At 40.8% G+C, this 21,345-nt stretch carries 21 protein-coding genes; 11 read left to right on the top strand and 10 right to left on the bottom strand.

Annotated features, from left to right (window positions below):
- The 4 genes from ACR2F7_RS01680 to ACR2F7_RS01665 all read right to left on the bottom strand — a co-directional run.
- The coding region (locus tag ACR2F7_RS01680) for a RidA family protein (protein ID WP_432711876.1) at positions 1-272 on the bottom strand (272 nt) is incomplete at its 3' end.
- A 101-nt stretch (positions 273-373) separates the two neighbouring features.
- Positions 374-949: a Crp/Fnr family transcriptional regulator gene (locus ACR2F7_RS01675; RefSeq protein WP_432711875.1), complete on the bottom strand. Its 576-nt coding sequence runs from the start codon at positions 947-949 to the stop codon at positions 374-376.
- Between the two features lie 44 nt (positions 950-993).
- Positions 994-1,731, bottom strand: coding sequence for an SDR family NAD(P)-dependent oxidoreductase (locus ACR2F7_RS01670; protein WP_432711874.1), 738 nt, complete (start codon positions 1,729-1,731; stop codon positions 994-996).
- Between the two features lie 76 nt (positions 1,732-1,807).
- Entirely contained in the window at positions 1,808-2,374 is a 567-nt protein-coding gene (locus ACR2F7_RS01665; RefSeq protein WP_432711873.1) for a Crp/Fnr family transcriptional regulator, read from the bottom strand.
- Positions 2,375-2,577: 203 nt separating this feature from the next.
- Here ACR2F7_RS01665 and ACR2F7_RS01660 point away from each other — a divergent pair, with 203 nt between their 5' ends.
- From ACR2F7_RS01660 to ACR2F7_RS01640, 5 genes are all read left to right on the top strand, one after another.
- A complete protein-coding gene (locus tag ACR2F7_RS01660; protein WP_432711872.1) occupies positions 2,578-3,012 on the top strand; it encodes a DoxX family protein in 435 nt (144 codons plus the stop codon).
- A 48-nt stretch (positions 3,013-3,060) separates the two neighbouring features.
- Complete coding sequence (locus ACR2F7_RS01655; protein ID WP_432711871.1) at positions 3,061-3,660, top strand: hypothetical protein; 600 nt, start codon at positions 3,061-3,063, stop codon at positions 3,658-3,660.
- 63 nt (positions 3,661-3,723) lie between these two features.
- Positions 3,724-6,162, top strand: coding sequence for a PIG-L family deacetylase (locus ACR2F7_RS01650; protein WP_432711870.1), 2,439 nt, complete (start codon positions 3,724-3,726; stop codon positions 6,160-6,162).
- A gap of 130 nt (positions 6,163-6,292) precedes the next feature.
- Positions 6,293-7,996 carry a sodium:solute symporter gene (locus ACR2F7_RS01645; RefSeq protein WP_432711869.1) on the top strand — a complete coding sequence of 568 codons (1,704 nt, stop codon included), beginning with the start codon at positions 6,293-6,295 and terminating at the stop codon, positions 7,994-7,996.
- A gap of 48 nt (positions 7,997-8,044) precedes the next feature.
- Complete coding sequence (locus ACR2F7_RS01640; protein WP_432711868.1) at positions 8,045-8,677, top strand: DUF4142 domain-containing protein; 633 nt, start codon at positions 8,045-8,047, stop codon at positions 8,675-8,677.
- A gap of 20 nt (positions 8,678-8,697) precedes the next feature.
- Here the strand turns inward: ACR2F7_RS01640 and ACR2F7_RS01635 are convergent, their stop codons facing one another.
- Positions 8,698-11,337 (bottom strand): PAS domain S-box protein, encoded by a 2,640-nt coding sequence (locus ACR2F7_RS01635; protein ID WP_432711867.1) that lies wholly within the window; start codon positions 11,335-11,337, stop codon positions 8,698-8,700.
- A gap of 92 nt (positions 11,338-11,429) precedes the next feature.
- Between ACR2F7_RS01635 and ACR2F7_RS01630 the strand changes: the two genes are divergently transcribed.
- Complete coding sequence (locus ACR2F7_RS01630; RefSeq protein ID WP_432711866.1) at positions 11,430-12,650, top strand: MFS transporter; 1,221 nt, start codon at positions 11,430-11,432, stop codon at positions 12,648-12,650.
- Between the two features lie 116 nt (positions 12,651-12,766).
- On the opposite strand, the gene ACR2F7_RS01625 is transcribed toward ACR2F7_RS01630, so the two are convergent.
- Together ACR2F7_RS01625 and ACR2F7_RS01620 are read right to left on the bottom strand one after the other, a co-directional pair.
- Entirely contained in the window at positions 12,767-13,246 is a 480-nt protein-coding gene (locus tag ACR2F7_RS01625; RefSeq protein WP_432711865.1) for a hypothetical protein, read from the bottom strand.
- 47 nt (positions 13,247-13,293) lie between these two features.
- Positions 13,294-13,695, bottom strand: coding sequence for a hypothetical protein (locus ACR2F7_RS01620; RefSeq protein WP_432711864.1), 402 nt, complete (start codon positions 13,693-13,695; stop codon positions 13,294-13,296).
- Between the two features lie 73 nt (positions 13,696-13,768).
- Between ACR2F7_RS01620 and ACR2F7_RS01615 the strand changes: the two genes are divergently transcribed.
- The gene (locus ACR2F7_RS01615) at positions 13,769-14,383 is read left to right on the top strand and encodes an HAD family hydrolase (protein ID WP_432711863.1); all 615 of its coding nucleotides are present in this window, start codon (positions 13,769-13,771) and stop codon (positions 14,381-14,383) included.
- A gap of 32 nt (positions 14,384-14,415) precedes the next feature.
- The gene (locus ACR2F7_RS01610; RefSeq protein WP_432711862.1) at positions 14,416-15,618 is read left to right on the top strand and encodes a DUF763 domain-containing protein; all 1,203 of its coding nucleotides are present in this window, start codon (positions 14,416-14,418) and stop codon (positions 15,616-15,618) included.
- A 12-nt stretch (positions 15,619-15,630) separates the two neighbouring features.
- On the opposite strand, the gene ACR2F7_RS01605 is transcribed toward ACR2F7_RS01610, so the two are convergent.
- Entirely contained in the window at positions 15,631-16,689 is a 1,059-nt protein-coding gene (locus ACR2F7_RS01605) for a 2Fe-2S iron-sulfur cluster-binding protein (protein ID WP_432711861.1), read from the bottom strand.
- Between the two features lie 156 nt (positions 16,690-16,845).
- Here ACR2F7_RS01605 and ACR2F7_RS01600 point away from each other — a divergent pair, with 156 nt between their 5' ends.
- Positions 16,846-17,970 carry a metallophosphoesterase family protein gene (locus tag ACR2F7_RS01600; protein ID WP_432711860.1) on the top strand — a complete coding sequence of 375 codons (1,125 nt, stop codon included), beginning with the start codon at positions 16,846-16,848 and terminating at the stop codon, positions 17,968-17,970.
- On the opposite strand, the gene ACR2F7_RS01595 is transcribed toward ACR2F7_RS01600, so the two are convergent.
- Complete coding sequence (locus ACR2F7_RS01595) at positions 17,950-18,228, bottom strand: hypothetical protein (protein ID WP_432711859.1); 279 nt, start codon at positions 18,226-18,228, stop codon at positions 17,950-17,952. The genes ACR2F7_RS01600 and ACR2F7_RS01595 overlap by 21 nt on opposite strands.
- A gap of 77 nt (positions 18,229-18,305) precedes the next feature.
- On the opposite strand from ACR2F7_RS01595, the gene ACR2F7_RS01590 reads away from it, so the two are divergent.
- Complete coding sequence (locus ACR2F7_RS01590) at positions 18,306-18,992, top strand: pseudouridine synthase (RefSeq protein ID WP_432711858.1); 687 nt, start codon at positions 18,306-18,308, stop codon at positions 18,990-18,992.
- Here ACR2F7_RS01590 and ACR2F7_RS01585 read toward each other — a convergent pair.
- Positions 18,989-20,773, bottom strand: a complete 1,785-nt coding sequence (locus ACR2F7_RS01585) for a hypothetical protein (protein ID WP_432711857.1) — start codon at positions 20,771-20,773, stop codon at positions 18,989-18,991. The two genes, ACR2F7_RS01590 and ACR2F7_RS01585, sit on opposite strands and share 4 nt — an antisense overlap.
- A gap of 134 nt (positions 20,774-20,907) precedes the next feature.
- Between ACR2F7_RS01585 and ACR2F7_RS01580 the strand changes: the two genes are divergently transcribed.
- Positions 20,908-21,345: PAS domain S-box protein (locus tag ACR2F7_RS01580; RefSeq protein ID WP_432711856.1), on the top strand; the 438-nt coding region annotated here is incomplete at its 3' end.

The raw sequence follows: 21,345 nt of genomic DNA, 5'->3' as shown, positions 1-21,345 counted from the left end.
GATGTGGTGTAAACATTCAGTCGAACGATATTCTTTAATTCATAGCCTGCTTCAGCAATTACCCGTTCTAAATTTTCTATCGCCAGCAATAATTGTGTTTCCATATCACCGGAGCTTGATGTGCCATCTGCATGTACCGCCGCCTGCCCGGCACAATAAAGGGTGCCCTGAACTTGTGTAACCTCCACCGCTTGTACATAATAACGATCGTCTTGCCACTTCCAGGGATTAATGATATTTTTTTCCATTTCTACTTTGTTAAGGTTCATCATTTACATCATCATTGATGTTAAAATCAACCTTACAAAGGTGCAAATAGCCTTCAGCACATGCCTGTGACTTAGCTCACGATTATACTGTGCGCCAGGTCACACTATAGACTTAGGCGGCTCAGTGTTTCGCGGGAAACACCCAGATAGGCAGCTAGTTGTGTTTTTGGAACCCGCTGTAACAAGGATGGGTGCTGTTTAATCAGCTGTTCATAGCGTTCCTTTGCACTTGCGGTAAGCAATGACAAGATGCGACGCTGCGCTGAAAGAAAACCCAAGGTTACCTTTTCAAGAAAGAAGTGCTCAATTTTAGGCAAGCCTGTACACAGTGTTCGGTAATTAGCTAAGGAAAGGCAAAGTACCACCGTATCTTCCAGGCATTCTAACGAAAGTGTCGCTGTAGTTTGTGTATAATAGGCTTGGAAATCATTATCCCACCAGTCTTGCATGGCAAAAGCTAAGATATGCTGTTTGCCATCATCTGCTGTGTAAACCAATTTTGTAAGCCCTGAGACCACATAATAATTAAAGGGTACCATTTCACCTTGTTGCACCAGGAACTGGTGCTTTTTGTAATGCTTTGCCGAAAATAGACTGCTTACAAATTCGAATTCCTCATCGGTGAGTGGTACGATCTTTTCAATATGTGATCTCAGTTGTTGGTACATTTTTACAAACATACAAGTTTAAGACGAGCTTACATCTAGATGGTGTGCTTAACGAATTACCAACTGATTTCACCTGTTTGTGGATTGCTTTCTTCGCTGAAAAATTTTCCTGTTGGTCCATTTTGATCTACTAGTGCATATTTAATAATGCGTTTTCCAGCTTCTTCAACTTCCCCTCCGTTATGGTCAGTGAAGTCTGTTTTTGTATAACCAGGGCAGACTGCATTAATTTTGAACGCACTATTCCGCAATTCGTAAGCTAAATGAACAGTGTACATATTCATCGCCGCTTTCGACGAAGCATAGATTGCATATTTTGCATAATCGTATGCAGGCCACTGTGGATTACTTTGCAGGGAAAGAGAACCTACACTTGTACTTACATTGACAATTCTTGGCTCAACCGCTTTCTTCAATAATACCATGAAAGCTTGAGTGACACGAACCACACCATACATATTGACATCAAATACTTCGTGGTATTTCTCTGCGGAAGTTGCTAAGGCATTTTGCGGTAGTACTCCGCTGATCCCTGCGTTATTGATCAGGATATCTAAATATCCCTGCTCTTTTTCAATACTATTTTTAGCCGACAAAATTGTTTCTGGCTTTGTAACGTCTATCTCAATCGCCTTGATGTTTGGATAGCCATTTTCGCTTAATTCTTTTGCAATCGCGTTTCCTTTTTCAATATCTCTGCTTCCTAAATAGATAAACAATCCCTTTTTTGAAAGCTGCTTTGCTGTTTCCAAACCTATTCCTTTATTGGCTCCTGTAATTAATACTGATTTCATTGTTTTATAGCTTAAATTAAGGTGGCAAAATAGGTGGTAAAAATAGGTAAGCATTTACCATTTGGTAAAAACAGACTTAGCGAATGTTTTTTCTTATCCTACTTAAGGATTGTTGTGTAACGCCTAAGTACGAAGCAATGTAAGCCAAAGGAACACGATTGGCAAGTGAGGGATGATTTTCCAAAAACGCTAAATAACGAGTAGTGGCATCTTGCGAAATTACAGGGCCATTCCTCGATTTCTCATACATACACTTTTGCACCATCTTGTTTTTAAGGTTATCCCATCCAACAATAGTATCCGAAAGCGCTTCCCAATTCTGTTTTGAAAAAACGATGAGCTTGCAATCCGTGCAGGCTTGCAGGTACTCCGATGATGCTGTGTTTGCTTCAAAATTAACATAATCCACTGTTAGGCTATTTTCACTGATGAAACAACGGGTAATTTCCTCACCTTTATTGTTGTAATAACAGCCTCTTATCACTCCTTCTACAATAAAAGCTACTTGCTTCGGAATTGATCCTGCTTCAGAAAAATATTCATCTTTCTTTAGTTCTTCTTCAGTAATATTGCGCTCAATAAGGTCGATTTGTTGTTTATTGAGGTTCCCAAATTGTAAAATATATGCGATCAACTCTTTCATTGTTGCAAGTTAAACAAAGCAAATATTGAGGAAGAACATTGTTTAACTATTATTGCTTTTTGCATACCTTAGAAAAGATGGCTAGGTTATTGTATATTATAGCACTCTGACTATGTTAAACCGCTCTTTATTAAAAATGGTTTTAATTATACATTAATTAAAAAACAATATCTTTACGTCAGTCCCCTTAAAAAATGATAAATATGAAAAGAATTTTTAATACAAATTATAACCACGACAGTCTTGATTTTGGATTGTTTTTGTTGCGTGTAGTTGCTGCCTGTTTTATGATGTCTCATGGTTACGCCAAACTAACAACTGCTTTGACTGGTGCAGAAATTCAGTTTGCCGATCCTATCGGTGTTGGTGTAGCGCTTTCTTTTTACCTGGCTATTTTTGCAGAATTCTTTTGTTCCATATTATTATTGCTTGGTTTGGCAACAAGGTTAGCTTTGCTGCCTTTAATTGTAACGATGGCCGTAGTAGTATTTCTTGTTCATTTCCACGAAGGCTTCCAAAAAATGGAACTTCCGGCAATGTATTTAGTGACCTATGTGTTCTTGTTATTTTCAGGCCCGGGGAAATACAGCATCGACAGTGTAATCAGTAAAAATGCAAACCGAAGGAGGACATTCTAATCGATTTACCCCACGTATATTTTTAAGCGTTTAGCCGTTATAGTTGTTATGAAGAAAACCATATTCTTGTGTCTGTTGACCATCACCTTATTCAGTTGTGGTGTGAACAAACAGGCTCAACAGATCAAAGCACTGGAAAAGTGTACTTATTTAATCAAATCCGCAGACCAGATTACCATTGCAGGCACCGACATCAGGAAAGTGATCAGCAGTGAAAACGTTAATTTAAGCAGTCTACCAGGCATAGCCCTTGGTCTTTTTAGAAAAGACATCCCCTTAAGGGCTAAATTAAACCTACAAATTACCAACCCAACAGGTAATCCTGCTTCCATTAATGAGTTTGAATATAAAATCCTCATCAACCGTGAAGAAATTGCCACAGGTTTCGTTAACCAAAATGTGAGTGTCGGACCAGGACAATCAACAATTGTACCTGTAGATGTTAATGCTAATGTATACCCCATAATTTCTAATAGCAAATTGATGGAAGAAGTAACGAAGTTTCTTAAAGCAAGAAAAGGAGAGCCTGAACAAAAAGGATTGGTGACCATCAAAATCAAACCTAGCTTTATGGTAGGCAACAGCCTTGTTAAATACCCTGGTTTTATTACTATTGATAAAGAAGTAAGCAGTAAAATACTGTTGTAAAATATTTGTTCGGGTCCTTAGGATAGGTGAATTTTGATTAATTTCGAAAACCAACTCACCAGTATGAAACTAAGGACCCGATTTTTTTTCTTTCTCTCCCTCATATCTCCAATCTTAAAGGCACAAAATACCGCTTCGTTAAATGCTGCGGAAATTAAACAAGGACTGGAATCTTTACAGGTCAGTGGAAGTGTATTGTATGTTGCTGCACACCCTGATGATGAAAACACCAAATTACTGGCTTACCTTGCCAAGGAAAAAAAGGTTCGCGCTGGATACCTCAGCATTACCCGTGGTGACGGCGGACAAAACCTTATTGGTACTGAACAGGCTGACCTTTTAGGTTTACTGCGTACACAGGAATTACTCGCTGCACGTCGTATAGATGGTGCGGAGCAATTCTTTACCCGTGCCAACGATTTTGGCTTCTCTAATCCTCCGGAAGAAAGTTTCGAATTCTGGAATAAGCAGCAAGTACTTGGTGACATGGTGTGGGTGATTCGCAAGTTTCAGCCACAAGTGATCATTACCCGTTTCCCTGAAGATGCCAGAGCAGGGCATGGCAACCACACGGCATCTGCTATGTTAGCGCATGAAGCATTTAAGGCTGCCGCAGATCCTAAACAATTTCCTGAACAACTTAAATTTGTAAAACCATGGCAGGCGCGCCGTATTGTATGGAATACTTTCAATTTTGGAACTGTTAATACCACGGCCGATGATCAGCTAAAGCTTAATGTGGGCGGCTATAATGCCCTTCTAGGAAAAAGCTATGGTGAAATAGCAGCCTCAAGCAGGTCACAGCACAGGAGCCAAGGTTTTGGCGCTGCTGCTCAACGCACACCTTCCATAGAATATTTCAGTCATGTTGATGGGGTGCCCGCAAAAAAGGATTTATTTGAAGATATAGATTTTTCACTCTCCAGTGCGCCAGGCATGGCTACAGTAGAAAAATTAGTGGCTAAAATTAACCAGGAATATCAGGTTGCTCAACCTTACGCTTCGTTAAAGCTGCTGCTGGAATTGAGAAAAGCCGTAAATGGTAAGCCCTTTAAACATGCCCTATTAGATGAATTGATTCTTGCCTGTGCAGGTATCTGGATAGAAACTAATGTGTCCGTTCCTACCTATGCCATTACAGATGACATTCCGGTGCAGGTTCAGGCATTGGCAAGATCTCCAATAGCTATTCCTATTAAAATTGTGGTCACTCCAAAAGGTCTTCATCCTCTTTCTGGTCCGTTGAGCAGTCAAATGACAGACTTCAAGTTTACTATTCCGGCCAGTACCATCGGACTTACACAGCCTTATTGGCTCGAGAAAAAACACCCACTGGGTTATTACATTGTAGATTCTTTAGCGCTTATAGGGCTGCCAGAAAATCCCGCTCCGGTTATGGGTGAAATTAAAATGGAAATAGGGGATCAGCAGATTGTTGTTATTCGTCCACTCTTACATAAGTATACAGATCCGGAAAAGGGCGAAATTTATAGACCACTGGTGGTTGCCCCTCCGGTTACTGCCACGCTTCCAGATAAAGCTTTTGTCTTTAAAAAAGGCGAAAGCAGGACCTTTGTCGTACAGTTGAACAATTTTAAAGCTCATGTTAAAGGTGTTTTAAAGCCAGCCGTAACCGCAGGATGGAAAATCTCTCCGGCAACTATAGCTTTTAATTTCGATAAAAAAGGGGAGGACCAGGAAGTGACCTTTAGTGTTATACCTGCAGGAAATGTTACGGAGGGTACTTTGCAATTGCAGCTGGAGGTAGAAGGCAAAACTTATGCTAAAGGTTTGCAGGAAATCAATTATGAGCACATTCCTGTACAAACACTGTTTCCTCTGGCAGAGGCAAAGGTATCTGCCGCAGAAATTAACATCGCCGGAAAGCGCATTGGATATCTTAATGGTGCAGGCGATCTTGTTGCTGCAGCGCTGAAGCAAATTGGGTATCAGGTTACTTTGTTAACAGAAAATCAGGTTTTGCATGGTGATTTATCTTCTTATGATGCCATTATTACGGGGGTGAGGCTTTTTAACATCAATCCGCTAGCCGCTGTTCTACAATCCAGGTTAATGAAATATGTAGCCGATGGTGGAACATTGGTGTCGCAATACAATGTAAATAGTCCCTTGAAAATCGAGGAACTAGGGCCATATCCTTTTAAATTAACCCGTGCCCGTGTTACTGCAGAGGATGCTGAGGTTACCTTTTTAGCACCGGATCACCAGGTGTTGAACTACCCTAATAAAATAACAAAAAAGGATTTTGAAGGCTGGGTGCAGGAACGCGGATTATACTTTGCCAAAGAACTGGACCCCCGCTATACGGCTATCCTTTCTATGAATGATAAAGGTGAACCTGCAGAGCATGGCTCTTTGTTTGTTACCAAATATGGTAAGGGCAAATACGTTTATACAGGACTGGCTTTCTTTAGAGAATTGCCAGCTGGTGTACCCGGTGCATTCAGGCTATTTGCTAACTTAATCGCTAATCCTCAATAATGAGTAAAGTACAACATAAAGACCCGGAATTACCGCCTTTTGTGAAAAGCTGGAAACAGTTTTATCGCCTGTTGATCTTATGGCTACTGGTTTTAATCGTCCTGTTTTATCTTTTTACAACCTATTTTGAATGAGTAACCTGGATTGGGCAGTACTAATTATTACACTTCTGGCGATTGTACTTTACGGTATTTATAAAAGCAGGGGGACTGAAAATATTGATGGCTTTTTATTGGGAAACCAGTCTATGCCCTGGTATAGCGTATGTCTATCGGTGATGGCCACACAGGCAAGTGCCATTACTTTTCTGTCGGCGCCAGGTTTAGCATATGCCTCAGGAATGAGTTTTGTACAGTTTTACCTGGGCTTGCCCTTGGCCATGATTGTCCTCTGCATTACTTTTGTGCCTATCTTTCACCGCCTAAAAGTCTATACTGCCTACGAATACTTGGAGCAGCGCTTTGATTTGAAGACCAGGGCTTTAACAGCCTTTCTGTTTTTAATCCAAAGGGGCTTATCTACAGGCATCACCATTTATGCACCTGCCATTATCCTTTCTGTTATCCTGAATATCAACCCTACTTTGACTACCATCTTTATTGGGAGTTTGGTTATTTTTTATACTGTTTACGGAGGAACCAAGGCAGTATCTTATACACAGATGTTACAAATGGCCATTATATTTTGTGGGCTTTTTGCTGCTGGTATAGTCGTGGTACATTTGCTGCCTGCCAATGTTGGCTTCGGTAAAGCCATCAGCATTGCCGGAAAGATGGGCCGTACCAATGCCATTGATTTTACCTTTGACTGGAACAATCAATACACCGTTTGGAGCGGTTTAATTGGCGGTTTCTTTTTGCAGCTGTCTTATTTTGGTACTGATCAAAGTCAGGTGGGGCGTTACCTCACCGGCTCTTCTGTTGGACAGAGCAGAATGGGCTTATTAATGAATGGCTTGGTTAAAATACCCATGCAATTCCTTATTTTACTTATTGGGGTACTAGTCTTTGCCTTTTACCAATACAAGCAACCACCTGTTTTCTTCAATAGTTTTGAATTGAACAAGCTGGAGAAAAGTCCTTATCAAGCGGAGCTCCATACTATTAAAAGTGAATATACTACACTTTTTAAGGATAAACAACAGGAGTTGGAAAAGCTAAGTGTGGCTCTCGATGAAGATGACCAGCCGGCTATAGACGAGCAAAGGCTTGTACTTAAAAAGGCAGATGAGCAGGGAAAGGTAATTCGCAAAAAAGCAACAGACCTGATGCTGAAGAATGATGCCAAAGCAGATGTCAATGACAATAATTATATCTTTTTAAGCTTTGTTACCGCTTATTTACCCCGTGGTTTAATAGGCTTATTAATTGCTATTATCTTTTTAGCTTCTATGGGCTCCACTGCCAGTGCCCTAAATTCATTGGCTTCTACAACCGTTATTGATATTTATAAAAGACTGATTAATCCAAATGCGTCAGATGAGCAATACCTCAAGGTTTCCAGGTGGGCTACTGTTTTTTGGGGTATAGTCTGTATTTTAATGGCCTTATATGCCAGCAAAATTGGAAACCTGATAGAAGCTGTCAATATTTTGGGTTCATATATATACGGTACCATTTTAGGTGTATTTCTGGTGGCTTTTTATGTGAGGCATGTCAATGGCCGGGCGGTTTTTATGGCTGCGGTAGTTACAGAAATTACAGTCTGTATTTGTGGTTATTATAAAGTAGTTGCTTACTTGTGGCTTAATGTAATCGGCTGTTTACTAGTCGTTATCCTCTCTTTAATCTTTCAGTTTTTACTGGATAAGATGCGTAGTAAATTTATTAACTAACACAAACTATTTTGATTGAAAGTTGTTAAATATATCAAAATATTAAACATGAGAAAGATAAATCTAGCCATTTTATTGATAGCAGTTTGTGCTATCCATGCCTGTAAAAATCCTGAAAGCAGAGCCGTAGACTCAAAAGATTCTGGATCTATGGATATCAGCGGTGAAAATGCTGCGAAGAATAATGATCAGGATGGAAATGACCGTTCCAGTGAAACTGCACCTGGAGACATTACCCATAAATCAAGTGCTGATGATGACAGTGCCTTCTTTATAAAGGAAGCGGGCGTAGGGGGCATGATGGAAGTGGAGATGGGAAATATAGCTTTGAAAAATGCCAGTAATGAAAAAGTGAAAGCCTTTGCAAAACAAATGGTTGCTGACCATAGCAAAGCTAATCAGGAATTAATGGGTATAGCCAAAAAAGCAGGTATTATTATTCCTACAGCTATACCAGAGGAGAAACGAGCACACCTTGATATGCTCAAGAAAGCTACAGGTGCTGAATTTGATAAGCAATATATGGATATGATGGTCAATGATCACCAAAAGACTGTTGAGCTTTTCAAAAGCGGACAGGATGTAAATCGAGAAGAAGTAATGGAATTCGCAAAAAAAACAACTCCTGTTATAGAGGGACATTTTAAAATGGCTAAAGAAATAATGGCTACACTAAAATAGCCCTTATTAACTTACCTAAGTTAAGCTGTATGTACTGGCATTGCAAAATAAAAACAAGAGCCTTCATTCTTTTTACTTTCTACCCAAATTCTACCGCCAATTTTTCTGATGAATTCTGCAGAGATGTATAAACCCAGCCCTAAACCAGGGAAGGTATGCTGCATTTTTCCGCTTACCCTGTAGAATTGTTCAAATACCTTCAAATGGTCTTCAGGAGCAATGCCAATGCCAAAGTCCTGTATGCCCACAATGACTTCATGCTGCTCTTGTTTTAAATGAACCAATATTTCTGTGGCCTCAGGTGAATACTTGATGGCATTGGAAATGAAATTGATGATCACCTGTTCAATACGATCTTTGTCGGCATATATTTTACCCGCAGGTTGGAAGTTTTTAACAATAACCTGCCTGTCGGTAGTCAGCTGCAAATCATCCACAATTTCCTCTAAAAGGGGCTTAAGGTCAAATAACTGGTTGTTAAAGCTCAGCTTTCCGGCATTGATTTTAGTGACATCTAAAAGGTCGCTGATCAAGCTTGTCAACCTGTTCAGCTGGGCATCCATTTTACGCATCATGTCTGCTTCCATGTTGAGGTCTTTCTTTTTAAGAATCCTCTCCATCACCTGTGCATATCCTTTAAGGCTCGTTACAGGGGTCTTTAACTCATGACTGGCAATACCAAGGAAGTTGTCCTTTTGATTTTGCAGCTCTTTATGTTCGGTAATGTCTGTGCATGAACCTATATAGCCTGTAAACTCGCCATTTTGATTGAATTGCTGCTCGCCAATTACACTACACCAATGCTGTGTGCCATCAGCATGGTTAATTCTGAATTCTACTTCATATTGCACCTTGTTCTGCATAGCCAGGTGAAACTGCTCTATCACCTGTTTAATATCTTCCGGGATAACAGCGGATATCCAGCCGTATTCGAGGTTATCTTCAAAAGCTTTACCCGACCAGTCAATCCAGGTTTGATTCACATAGTTGAGTTTTCCTTGTGTGTCAGACATCCAAAGTGCGGTAGGGGAGGCAGTTGTAATATTTCTCAGCAGTTGTTCGCTATCTGCCAGGGCTTGTTTTGCTTTTAACTCTGCCCTGAGGTCACGCATTACTGCACCTACGGCTAACACTTCTCCGGTGAGAAAATCATCTATCCGGATACAGTTGTTAAATACCGGAATAATTTCCCCGGTTTTAAAATTGTGTACATTCATTTTTCCTGCCCAGCTTCCATTATGCATAACCGATGGTAACACTTCCTGTTGAAAGAACTGAAGGTCTTCTGCATTCTGCATACCTTCGGCAGGTAAGGCTAGTTCTTCTTCCTGAGTTGCTAAACCTAAAAGTGCTAAGCCAGCGGCATTGATATAAGTGAATTTACCTTCTAAATTAAATATAGACATCAGGTCTACACTGTTATCTACCAGTGTAATCAATTTTCTTTGCAATTCTTTATCGGCTTTTTGACTGGTAATATCCAGCACAGTACCCAGGATACGGGTAGGGTTATCTTTCTTGTCGTAAAGCACTTTTCCTTCCACCCGGACCCAGTGTATGGAGCCGTCCTTCCAGATCACACGGGCTTCATAATTCATAACGCCATTTTCAATGGCTTGTTCATGTGCCTTTACCCTCAGGTGTAGATCTTCCGGATGAATTACAGCGGTATAATCATTATGCTTTGCAGGGCTGTCAAAGCCAAATATATTGGCAAAGCGTAAGGAAGTAATTAACTCTCCACTGAGGATATTTAAATCATAGATCCCTAATTCTACCGCATCAGCCGCTAGCCGTGCACGTTCTTCAGCCTCTTCCAGCTGGTGTTTGGCATGTATTTGTGCTGATACTTCTGAAGCTACCGCAATAACACCACTAATAGAATTGTCATCCTCGTAGAAAGGTTCATAAACAAAGTCTACATAGACCTTTTCAATGACCCCATCGCGGATCAGCGGGACTTCTATGGCCCAACCTTCATAGTGCTCCCCAGTTGTTCTTACCTGTTCCAGTAACTCTTCAAAACCCTGCCCTTTAGCGAGTGAGAGGACCTCAAATATTGGCTTGCCGATCATTTCTTCTATTCTTTTGCCATATAATTTACATAAGACCGGATTGATAAGGTCTACTATATAGTCAGGGCCTTTGAAAATTCCGATACCTACAGGAGCCTGCATGAAGGTGGAATAGAGTTGTTTTCGTTGTGTTTTCAAAGCTTCAATGCCCGATTTTTCACGCTGTTGCAATAAAACATTTTCTGTAACATCGCGTGGAGAATGGATGATATATGCTATTGTTCCATCTTCCCCTAATACCGGGGTATTGATGGTTGTCCAATATCTTTCTGTAAATTCGGTTGTTCCACCAATGGGGATATCATACCGGTATTCATGCATGGTATGAGATTTCTTTGTAGATATTGCCTCCTCAAAAGAAAGAATTGTTTTTTCTATGTTCCTTGAATTTTGATCTGTTGGATTGGTAGGAAAGACACTAAATACAGCTTTACCAACAAGGAATTCCCTTGTTGTATGGGTAGCCTCCAGGTAAGCGCTATTTACATCAAGAATTGAGTAATCAGGACCATTGGCACTTAAAATGAGTATAGCCATAGGGCTATTTTTAAAGATTTCCTTATATCCTTGGTCGGCAATATTCATTTGTTGTTGTTATAATTTAGAACAGGGAACAGGGTTCTAAATTAGAGGTTTTATTTAATTTTCCTGTATAATTGCATTCTATTTATAATTAAATGAAACAAAAATCGGCTGCTCATGTCATTATTGCAACCTATAAAGAGTCATTTAGAGGGCTAAGCCGGGAAACATGGTTGTTGAGCATAGTCATGCTGATCAACAGAAGCAGTACCATGGCAGTACCTTTTATGAGTTTATACATGACGCAGTACCTAATGCGTCCACCATCTGATGCTGGCTTAATCATCACCTTATTTGGTGTAGGCTCTATTTTAGGTGCTACTGCAGGAGGGAAATTTACTGATGTTTTTGGCTTTCGGGCAGTACAAATTTTCAGTACCCTTACAGGTGGTGCTTTTTTTATCTTTTTCTCTACCATCACACACTTCGAAACCTTGTGTTTTTTAACCCTGGTCATCAGTTTCTTTTCTGAAGCTTTTCGTCCGGCTAATTTTGCCGCTATCGCCTCTTACGCAAGCCCTGGAACAGAAACGCGTTCCTACTCTTTAAATCGGCTGGCTACAAATTTAGGCTGGGCTTTTGGCAGCAGTGTAGGTGGTATTATAGCTTCCTTCAATTATCCCTTGTTGTTTATAGTTGATGGAACAGTCAGCATTTTATGTGGAATCGCCATCATTGTGTTTTTGCCTGTTGTACATGGCTATAGAAAGGCAATCAAGGAAAAGGTGCAGGGCGTTGTAATCCGTAAACCCTGGCAGGATATGCTGTTTGTGAAATTTGTACTTTTAACGGCCTTATTTACTACCTGTTTTTTTTTAATGTTCAGGGTGGTGCCTTTGTTCTTTAAAGAGGAGTGGCATATTGATGAAGCTGCAATAGGGTTGATTCTTGGCCTCAACGGAATCATCATTGCCGTGTTCGAAATGGTGATGATCAGTAAAATTGAGAACAAACGTTCTCCTATTTATTACATCATAGTAGGTGTTTTGCTGGTCAGCTTTGCTTATACCTTACTTTTAATTCCTAAAAGCATACCACTTGTATTAGCCGTATTGGTAACGGTGGTTATCACCTTAGGAGAGATGTTCTCCCTGCCATTCATCAATACTTTTGTCATTAACCGCAGTAATGAATTTAACCGGGGCCAATATGCAGCAGGTTACACTTTAAGCTGGTCGGCAGCACAGGTTGTTGGCCCTACAGCAGGTTTTTATCTTGCCGAAAACTTTGGCTATAATGTGCTCTGGATTACCTTAGCTGGCTTATTACTGCTGTGTGCCATAGGCTTTAACAGGTTGGATATGTCGAAAGAATAAAGGCTGTAGAAAGGAAAACGGGGATATTCCGTCCGAAATACCCCCGCTTAAATTAACGCTCTCACCTATATAGACGACCGGATATCGGGAATATTGTATGAGGGTGAAAAAATATTTTAAATAGGTCTGTCCATTGGCTGTCTTAAGAAAAAATATTCATGCTGGTGATCGAGGTAGTTTTGAAATTCAGGTGTAGCCTTCAGGTCAGTTGGAACTTTTTTAAACTCCTCCGGACTGATAAATTCCCAGGTGATATGGTTATCCTCCAGGACAGAAATGATCCGTATAGGGAAATTCATTACATGTTTTTCCAGAAAGCGTTTTTTACTTTCACTCCATGCCTGGTGATCACCTAAATTAGCGGGCCAGGTATAAAGTTTATGCGCTTCCATCTTGATGACGCCATCCTTTACAAAAGTTGATGTTTTTTGAATGAGATCCGAGATTTTAAGCTCCTCTACAGCACCTAAATATTGCCCATCCTGTTCCGAAATTACCAATGCCTGGGCCGTATAATAGGGGATATTCAGCCCTGCTGAACTTTCTTCCTGTAAAGCGTCTGTAAAGACTAACTTTCCTTTCTTAAATAACATCATTTCCTTTGTGTATAATATGTTCAATGGTTTTTCAACCACATTGAGCTTTACCTGATCAAGTTTTCTTCTTCCTCTTCAACGGCCTGCTCTTCTTTTTTAACAATGATCTTGTTCTTTTTTAAATCTATCCTAATGATGTTATATAAACTCATATAAATATTGGCAATCCATACCAAGGCAAAACCTGCTATTAAATAGCCCCTCCAGTCCGTTAAAAATAATTGATAACCGGTAAGGATCAGCATGAATGCCGTTACATAATGACTAAAGCAATACTCACAAGTCAGCATATAAAAGAATTTGCGCTTAAAGATATGCTTTTCTATTTGAGAACGCTTTACACAATATTCCCGCGGCTCCCGAAACACCTCTTCATGGGTAACGGTCCAGGTGATACAGGCAATCGGAATTGCTAAAATAAAAAGCCAGTAAATTGAATGATCATGCATATATGGACTACAATAAAGCTGTCGCAATTGTTTTAATACCTGCAATTTCCATATTTTTGTAGCCTTTATGACTATGGAACAATCGGACTTTTTGAAACTTTCGGCGCTGGCTACTGGCAATTACCAGGCTTTTTTATATGATTGTGATGGCACTCTTGCCGACAATATGCCTGCACATACAGAAACTTATGTTGCGGTAGCCCGGGAGCAGGGGGTAAGTTTTGATCCTATGCTGATTGATGAACTTGCCGGCTGGCCGATTATGGATGTGGTGGAGGAAATTAACCTTCGCTACAATGCGCAGCTCATCCCTGAAGATTTTAAAGCGCGCAAGGCTGAATTGTATGCAGAAAGCTATATCGATCATATTCAACCCATCACCTATGTAGTGGAACATTTAAAAGCTAATGCTGGAAAAGTGCGTATAGGGGTTGTTTCCGGAGGTGATCGCTCGGCTATTGAAAGAACTTTAGCCATCCTGGGTATTCGTGATTTTGTTGAAGTACTGGTGTGCGCAGGTGATACACCAAAAGGCAAACCTTTTGCCGATCCCTTTTTAAAAGCAGCTGAACTTTTAGGCGTTGATCCAGAAAAATGTCTTGTTTTTGAAGATGGTATTCCGGGTGTGGAAGCTGCCAAAGCAGCCGGCATGCACTGGATTAGAATTGACAAGTTTACTTTTGGGTAAATAATGAATAATTATTGCTAATTTTGTTAGCAATGAAAAGATCTGGAACTGCCGATTTGCCCCTCCATGGAGGCCACGTGCCTTTATGGCTTAGCGAACGCATGGCGCGTTTAGGGCTCGCCATTACCGAATCTATCATTGCTGAATATGGCACTGCAGAGGTTTTACGCCGTTTAAGCGATCCCTATTGGTTTCAAAGTTTTGGCGCTGTCATGGGTATGGACTGGCATTCTTCAGGCATTACCACCTCGGTGATGGGTGCTTTGAAACGTGCCATTAATCCCCATGCCAAAGAACTGGGCATTTACATCTGTGGTGGCAAAGGCAAGCAATCCCGACAAACACCTGCTGAATTATTAGCTTATAGCGACCGTACAGGTTTAAACGGCACCGACCTGGTGCGCTGTAGTAAACTTAGTGCGAAGGTAGATAATACCGCTATCCAGGATGGATTTCAATTATATCACCACAACTTTGTTGTCAATACCGATGGCCTATGGACCGTGGTTCAACAGGGCATGAGCCAGTTTAGTGGAACCGCAAGGCGCTACCATTGGCATTCTTCAAACATGAGTTCTTTTGTTGAAAATCCACATACCGCAATTTGTGGGGTAAACCAGGGGGAGATTCTTAACCTGACAGCCAGGGAAGCCAGGCCATCCAGAACATCCATGCTGCAAATGTCGGCCGAACATCCCACTAGGATGCTGGGTGAAATCAGTCATTTAGTGATGCCCAGGCATCATGATGTTAAAGCAAAAGATGTTGACCTGAAAAGGCTTGGGGCCATGCTTTGGCTCACCCATGAAAAGCAGCCTGCAGATTTTGAAGAACTGTTGTTATTAGAAGGCATGGGACCACGGACCTTACAATCCATGGCCCTGGTGAGTGAAATCATTTATGGCACGCCCTCGCGTTTCAAAGATCCTGCACGCTTTTCTTTTGCCCATGGTGGAAAAGATGGACATCCTTTTCCAGTACCTATCCATGTGTACGATGAAACAATCTCCGTATTACGACACGCGGTCGACAAAGCAAAGATTGGCGAAACAGATAAACAGCAAGCCATCAAAAAGCTTGGCGAGCTAGCCAGGGCAGCAGAAAAGGGTTTTACGCCCAATCAAAACTTTGAAGCCCTGTTAGAAAGGGAAAGAAGTGATTCATGGAAATATGACGGCAAAACGATCTTTGGCGATGCTAAACCGCCTGAGTCAGCACAACTAACGCTGTTTTAATACGTATAAAATTTAACCAATCTTCAGGTGTGTATTGTTACTCGTGGGGTGTCCGGTGCAGATTAATACTCTTCCGTTGGCAATTTCCTCATCCGTAAGTACCTCATTGTATTCCATTCTTACCCCACCCGAAATACAGGTAGATGTACAAGTGCTGCACATCCCCGCACCACAACTATATGGCAGGTTGATGTTTTGCTCCAGTGCCACGTCTAAAATTCTTTTAAAGTAAGGCACATCAAAGGTATAACGCTTTTCCTGGTAGTCAATAATAACGGTATAGGTATTGGTGTCTTTTACTTTTTTCTCCGTCATGTCATCCTCATCAATTTCATCTTCGGGGATAAAATAGGTCTCCCTTTTAATCTGTTCCTGTGTATAACCCAATGAACGAAGGGTAATTCTGCACAGTACCATGTAATTGATAGGGCCACAGGTATAAAATAAAGCATCCTCAGGATTGAAACGAAGCTCATCTTTCACAATTTGTTCAATGCGTACATTGTTCAACCGTGCCATGAGCAGATTTTTAGACTCACTGAAAATATAGATAATTTTAAAACGCTCCGGGTATTTTTCCTGCCACTCATTCAGTTCCTTATAAAAAAGGGTGTGTTTAGCAGATTTATTACTGTATACCAGTACTATTTTACTCTGGTTTTCAGAGGGCAATGCTGTTTTTATAATGGAGAAAATAGGGGTGATGCCAATTCCTGCAGCAAATAAAAATACAGTTCTTTGAAGTTCTTTATCAGGGCTGTAAGTGAAAACACCATTAGGTTCCATCGCCACTAAAATATCACCAACACCAACCTTATGGTGTAGGAATTTAGTGATCTCCCCATTTTCTACCAGTTTAACGGCAATGGTCAGCGGTTCGTTAAGCAAAGGGCTGCTACAAATGGAATAGGAGCGCCTGATTTCCTTACCCTTAATTTTAAAAGTGAACACTAAAAATTGTCCTGCCTGGTAACTAATTTTCTGCCCGTTTACAGGCATTAAAGAGATCACAACATTTTCGGCTGCTTGCTGTTGGTGTCCTATAATTTTAAGAGCTGTGGTCTGCGTCATTCTTATAATTTGCGTCAAAGGTCGGCATATGGTTCTTAATTTGAAAGTGTTCAAATCGATAATTCATCCGTCGTGTATACCTAAGAAGTAAACAATCTGTAAAGTTTGTGTTTATATGCAGACAATTAAAGGGGGTTTTCTAACTTTGCTTTTACAATGGACGGTATCAAACAAAATAACGTAACCAAGCCAGTTATAAAAATAGGTCAACCAGACGATTCATACAAAATAAAGCCCCTGCCTTCGCCTTCAGGAAAATATCCTTATCATTTAACTCTTCCTCGAAGGAACCATGGGTCTACCTCTCTGTCCTTTAATATGGTGGGTGATACGGGTGGATTAAAGTCGCCCACATTTCAACGTCAAATTGCAGAACAGATGGGGGAGCAAACCAAAGACCCTGAAAACCCTACGGAGTTTTTATATCATCTTGGCGATATTGTTTATCATTTCGGTGAAAGAGAGCAATACATCACACAATTTTTTAAGCCTTATGCCAGTTACCCTGCACCGATTTATGCCATTGCCGGCAACCACGATGCAGATGTAAACCCTCATAACCCTGTTCCCTACCAAAGTCTGGAGCCCTTTACCTCAGTATTTTGTGATGTGCGCCCCGGTGATCATTACTTTTCTGATCAGGTGACGCGCAAAAACCAAAGGCAGCCCAATGTTTACTGGACATTAAATGCAGACCTGGTTACCATTATCGGGCTTTACAGCAATGTGCCTAAATATGGTTATGTAAGTGCAGAACAAGGCGAATGGTTTGTAAAAGAACTGATCAGGGCTAAAGCCATGCGGCATGAAAAGGCCATTATTGTCTGTTTACACCATGCCCCTTATACCGCTGATACCAACCATGGTTCCAGTAAAGCGATGATTGATTTCCTTGATGCTTCTTTTGAAAAAGCTGGCGTATTGCCCGATGCAGTGTTTAGTGGGCATGTGCACAATTACCAGCGCTTTGCCAAAACATATCCTGAGGGTGCAACAGTGCCTTTTATTGTGGCCGGTTCCGGTGGTTTCGATGAATTACATGTTTTAGCAACCACAGACAACCCACAATTTACACAGGATGACCCTCGTTTTGAAAATGTAACTTTAGAACGTTACAGCCTCAATCAGCATGGTTTTCTAAAGATCTCCCTGAACAAGGATGCAGATAAATTTACCCTTACTGGTGAGTATTATACCCTGGCTCATGAAGTGACAGATAACCCAAAACCACCGCTTTTACATGATTCTTTCACCATAGATTTAAAGCGGGATGAGCCCTAACTTCTTCATCTCTTTGTGCATCAGCTCAGTGATCTCCTTACACACATCATTTGCAATGTACCAGCGCATTTGATTTTTATCATTGTACACCAGGTAGATCACCACATCATCAAAGATAGGCTCTATGTATTCCAGGTGACGTAAACTAAAGTGTTGCAATTCAGCGGCTTTCTCCAATAGCTTTTGATTGAAGATGTTAACCAGCGACTGGTTTTCTTCATTTTCTTTTACTGCTGTAGTTTGTATGGTGATGATCAAGGCTGCTGATTTCAGTAAGTGCTAGGGTAAAGATAGGTTAAGTTTACAAATGTTATCTTCGCAAAAAAAAATAATTTATGCTTGAAATCGTTTACCAGGACGAACATATCATTGCCATCAATAAGCCTCATGGTTTATTGGTTCACCGTTCTTCCATTGCTAATGATGCTAAAGAATTTGCTTTACAGTTGTTAAGAGATCAGGTTAACCGCAGGGTGAGCCCCGTGCACCGTCTTGATCGGAAAACCAGTGGTTTATTGCTCTTTGCTTTCGAGAAAGATGTTGAAACAGCCTTACATCAGCAATTTGCTGAAGGGGCAATCAGAAAAAAGTATAAAGCCATGTTGAGAGGCTATGCACCCGACCAAATGGATATCGATTATCCTTTAACCAATGATAATGGCGTGGTGCAGGAATCTTTTACTTCTTTTGTTACCCTTGCCAGGGCAGAACTGCTTATTCCTTTGGGTAAACACCCAAGTTCCAGGTATTCTTTAGTAGAGGCATGCCCTACTACCGGTCGTATGCACCAGCTACGCAAGCACTTTGCACATATTTTCTATCCCATTATTGGCGACAGGAAACACGGTTGTAACAAGCAAAACAGGTTTTTTAAAGAGCAATGGGAAATGACCACCATGCTGCTCCATGCTTCAGAACTAGAATTTATACACCCGGTAACAGGAGAAAACATTCATCTCCATGCATCCCTTCATGATGAATTTAAAAGGATGATGGAGTTAATGAATTTTGAGCATAGCTAGGCTATACTAATATTTTTTAAGGTTTTTTCTGCTTCTGCCAACTGGTTTTGAATTTCCTGTACAGCAGCTTGTGTCTGTAGTTTTAAGTTAGGTACCAATGTTTTATAATAGTTGATCCCTTCTTGTAACTGGTTGGCAAACTTGTTATAATACTTGGTTTTTTTATCATTTATAGTATCCAGCTGTGAGGCAATATCTTTCTTTAAGTATTCAAGGTAAAGGTTCAGCTCATTGATGAATAAATTTGGCCTGTTTACTTCTGCCAAAAGATTATCCCTGCCATAGATATGGTTAACCATTTGAGTCAACGAATATTCTCCGGAGAAATAGGCTAGGTTTGGTCCCGGGCAAATGCTAACTGCTTTACTCTCGCGGGGTTTGAGCATTTCATTTTTCAAATACGTAGAAGCACATAGACCTTCGCATAAACATACTTTTTCTGTAACGGCATTGAACTTTGCCTGAAATACTTCTTCAGGCAAGTTCATATCCCTGAGCTGCGTTATTTTTAAGTTTTGGTATTCGCGCGAGGCGGTGCAAATAGGTTGCGTGGTAAATTCTGTATTGCTGACAAGAAACTTCTTTTTGCAGGGACTGCCAGGTCTTCCTTTGGCAATACGCTCTAAACGGAGGTCTTCTGCGGTACTTTTCCTGAAATTGTTGAATAATATGCCCAGGGGAGAGGAGTTGCTGAGGTAAAAATCTTTCTCTTCGGCGGTAACTAAGTCCGCCAGGGTTTGCGAGTCCACGTTGGTAGCTTCAGGAACCAATAAAAAAGGACTTCCCCAACCGGCAGCATCCAACTGGTAATAATTCAACAGAAAGTTATGCTCTTCTGCCGTGCCAATGCCTCCCTGAACGGTAATCCGTTGCTGTGGTACTGCAGGAGTTTCAATGCCTTTGTTCACTAAAGCCTGTGCGTAAATGCTGAAAAGTTCTGATGCTAACTCTGTTTTCTTCTGTTTAAACTCTTCCAGAATGGGGCCTAATAAAAAGCCATCTGTAGCAAAAGCATGACCGCCACAATTTAAGCCAGATTCAACCCTGAACTCTGAGATCCATAGCCCTCTTTTAGCCAGCATTTTTGCCTGTATATAGGCAGAACGGTAATCGCTGACCTTTAAGATGATTTCTTTTGAAGTCGACAAGCCTTCCTTTGGATAAAAACATTCACAATTCTCCATATAGGCGAATAATCGTGGGTTGAGTCCTGCAGAAATGATAATGGAAGCGTTTAAATTACTTTCAGCAAAACCACGCATGGCTGCAAGGGCATCGGTATAATCATCACCTGTATATTCATTTGCCGCATTAAAATTAGCTTTATCTACTTTCGACATGATGTTTACATCAATAGAACCCGGTGTCATTTCATTTTTAAGGGCATCAAGTAAAATTACCTTGTTGAGGTTGTAGTCAAGCTGCATAATCTCCTGGTATTTTAATTTCAAAGGTGCATTTTCAGGCAAGAGCTCAAAATAATGCGTAAGCGCCGTACCGGGTTCAAAATGCTGAAGTTTTAATTCCTCCATTTGCTGCTCAACCAGGGTATTCATTAAATTAAGGTAGGCCGTAATTCGTCTTGCCCTGCTGTCGTCCTCTTTTACCTCAATAGGGATATATTCAATCTGGTTTTGTTTTGAATGATACTTTCGCATTCTTTCAATTAATTCATCATCAACGATGGAAACAACAGAAGAAATTCCATATCTGGCAACTTTTAAAGGGGTGTCAATGGAATATCCAAGGCCAAGTACGGGTATGTGAAAGGTATGTGTCATGTGCAGTAAAAATTAAATTCTGCTGCAAAGTAGCGCACAATAGTTTTTAAAAAACATGACAGCCGTCACTATTTAGAGCTGATGTTGCGCAAGAATTAAGCTCGATAAAAATTTTATATTTGTAAAAAACTTATATGGAAAAAGCCCGGTTATTAACTGCCATTATTGACAATGCCATTGATGGTATTATTACCATTGATTCGCGTGGCTTAATAGAAAGCGTAAACCCGGCAGGCCTAAAACTCTTTGGATATGCATTGGAAGAGGTAATGGGGAAGAATATCAGTGTGCTGATGCCCGAACCTGATAAAAGCGCCCATGACGGTTACCTCAACAGGTATCAACATACGCATGAAAAACGCATTATCGGTATAGGCCGAGAGGTGAGGGGCTTGCGTAAGGATGGCTCTACTTTTCCTTTCCGACTAGCCGTAAGTGAAGTGCAGTATGAAGAAAGGATTATCTATACAGGCTTTATCCATGATCTTTCCAAAGAAAAGGAAGCCGAAGAACGCTTGAGAGAGTATGCTGCAGAACTGGAAGGCTTGGTGGACGAGCGTACGCGGTCGCTC

The organism is Pedobacter sp. (assembly GCF_045628745.1).
GTDB lineage: Bacteria > Bacteroidota > Bacteroidia > Sphingobacteriales > Sphingobacteriaceae > Pedobacter.
This window is presented reverse-complemented; position numbering and strand designations above follow the sequence as displayed.

What these genes read in the sequence shown, in the direction of transcription:
- ACR2F7_RS01645 (WP_432711869.1), top strand. Translation starts at nt 6,293, where the DNA reads ATGAGTAACCTGGATTGGGCAGTACTAATTATTACACTTCTGGCGATT.
- ACR2F7_RS01675 (WP_432711875.1), bottom strand. Translation starts at nt 949, where the DNA reads ATGTTTGTAAAAATGTACCAACAACTGAGATCACATATTGAAAAGATC.
- ACR2F7_RS01670 (WP_432711874.1), bottom strand. Translation starts at nt 1,731, where the DNA reads ATGAAATCAGTATTAATTACAGGAGCCAATAAAGGAATAGGTTTGGAA.
- ACR2F7_RS01585 (WP_432711857.1), bottom strand. Translation starts at nt 20,773, where the DNA reads ATGACACATACCTTTCACATACCCGTACTTGGCCTTGGATATTCCATT.
- ACR2F7_RS01640 (WP_432711868.1), top strand. Translation starts at nt 8,045, where the DNA reads ATGAGAAAGATAAATCTAGCCATTTTATTGATAGCAGTTTGTGCTATC.
- ACR2F7_RS01665 (WP_432711873.1), bottom strand. Translation starts at nt 2,374, where the DNA reads ATGAAAGAGTTGATCGCATATATTTTACAATTTGGGAACCTCAATAAA.
- ACR2F7_RS01650 (WP_432711870.1), top strand. Translation starts at nt 3,724, where the DNA reads ATGAAACTAAGGACCCGATTTTTTTTCTTTCTCTCCCTCATATCTCCA.
- ACR2F7_RS01655 (WP_432711871.1), top strand. Translation starts at nt 3,061, where the DNA reads ATGAAGAAAACCATATTCTTGTGTCTGTTGACCATCACCTTATTCAGT.
- ACR2F7_RS01590 (WP_432711858.1), top strand. Translation starts at nt 18,306, where the DNA reads ATGCTTGAAATCGTTTACCAGGACGAACATATCATTGCCATCAATAAG.
- ACR2F7_RS01600 (WP_432711860.1), top strand. Translation starts at nt 16,846, where the DNA reads ATGGACGGTATCAAACAAAATAACGTAACCAAGCCAGTTATAAAAATA.
- ACR2F7_RS01615 (WP_432711863.1), top strand. Translation starts at nt 13,769, where the DNA reads ATGGAACAATCGGACTTTTTGAAACTTTCGGCGCTGGCTACTGGCAAT.
- ACR2F7_RS01635 (WP_432711867.1), bottom strand. Translation starts at nt 11,337, where the DNA reads ATGAATATTGCCGACCAAGGATATAAGGAAATCTTTAAAAATAGCCCT.
- ACR2F7_RS01630 (WP_432711866.1), top strand. Translation starts at nt 11,430, where the DNA reads ATGAAACAAAAATCGGCTGCTCATGTCATTATTGCAACCTATAAAGAG.
- ACR2F7_RS01620 (WP_432711864.1), bottom strand. Translation starts at nt 13,695, where the DNA reads ATGCATGATCATTCAATTTACTGGCTTTTTATTTTAGCAATTCCGATT.
- ACR2F7_RS01625 (WP_432711865.1), bottom strand. Translation starts at nt 13,246, where the DNA reads ATGATGTTATTTAAGAAAGGAAAGTTAGTCTTTACAGACGCTTTACAG.
- ACR2F7_RS01605 (WP_432711861.1), bottom strand. Translation starts at nt 16,689, where the DNA reads ATGACGCAGACCACAGCTCTTAAAATTATAGGACACCAACAGCAAGCA.
- ACR2F7_RS01610 (WP_432711862.1), top strand. Translation starts at nt 14,416, where the DNA reads ATGAAAAGATCTGGAACTGCCGATTTGCCCCTCCATGGAGGCCACGTG.
- ACR2F7_RS01660 (WP_432711872.1), top strand. Translation starts at nt 2,578, where the DNA reads ATGAAAAGAATTTTTAATACAAATTATAACCACGACAGTCTTGATTTT.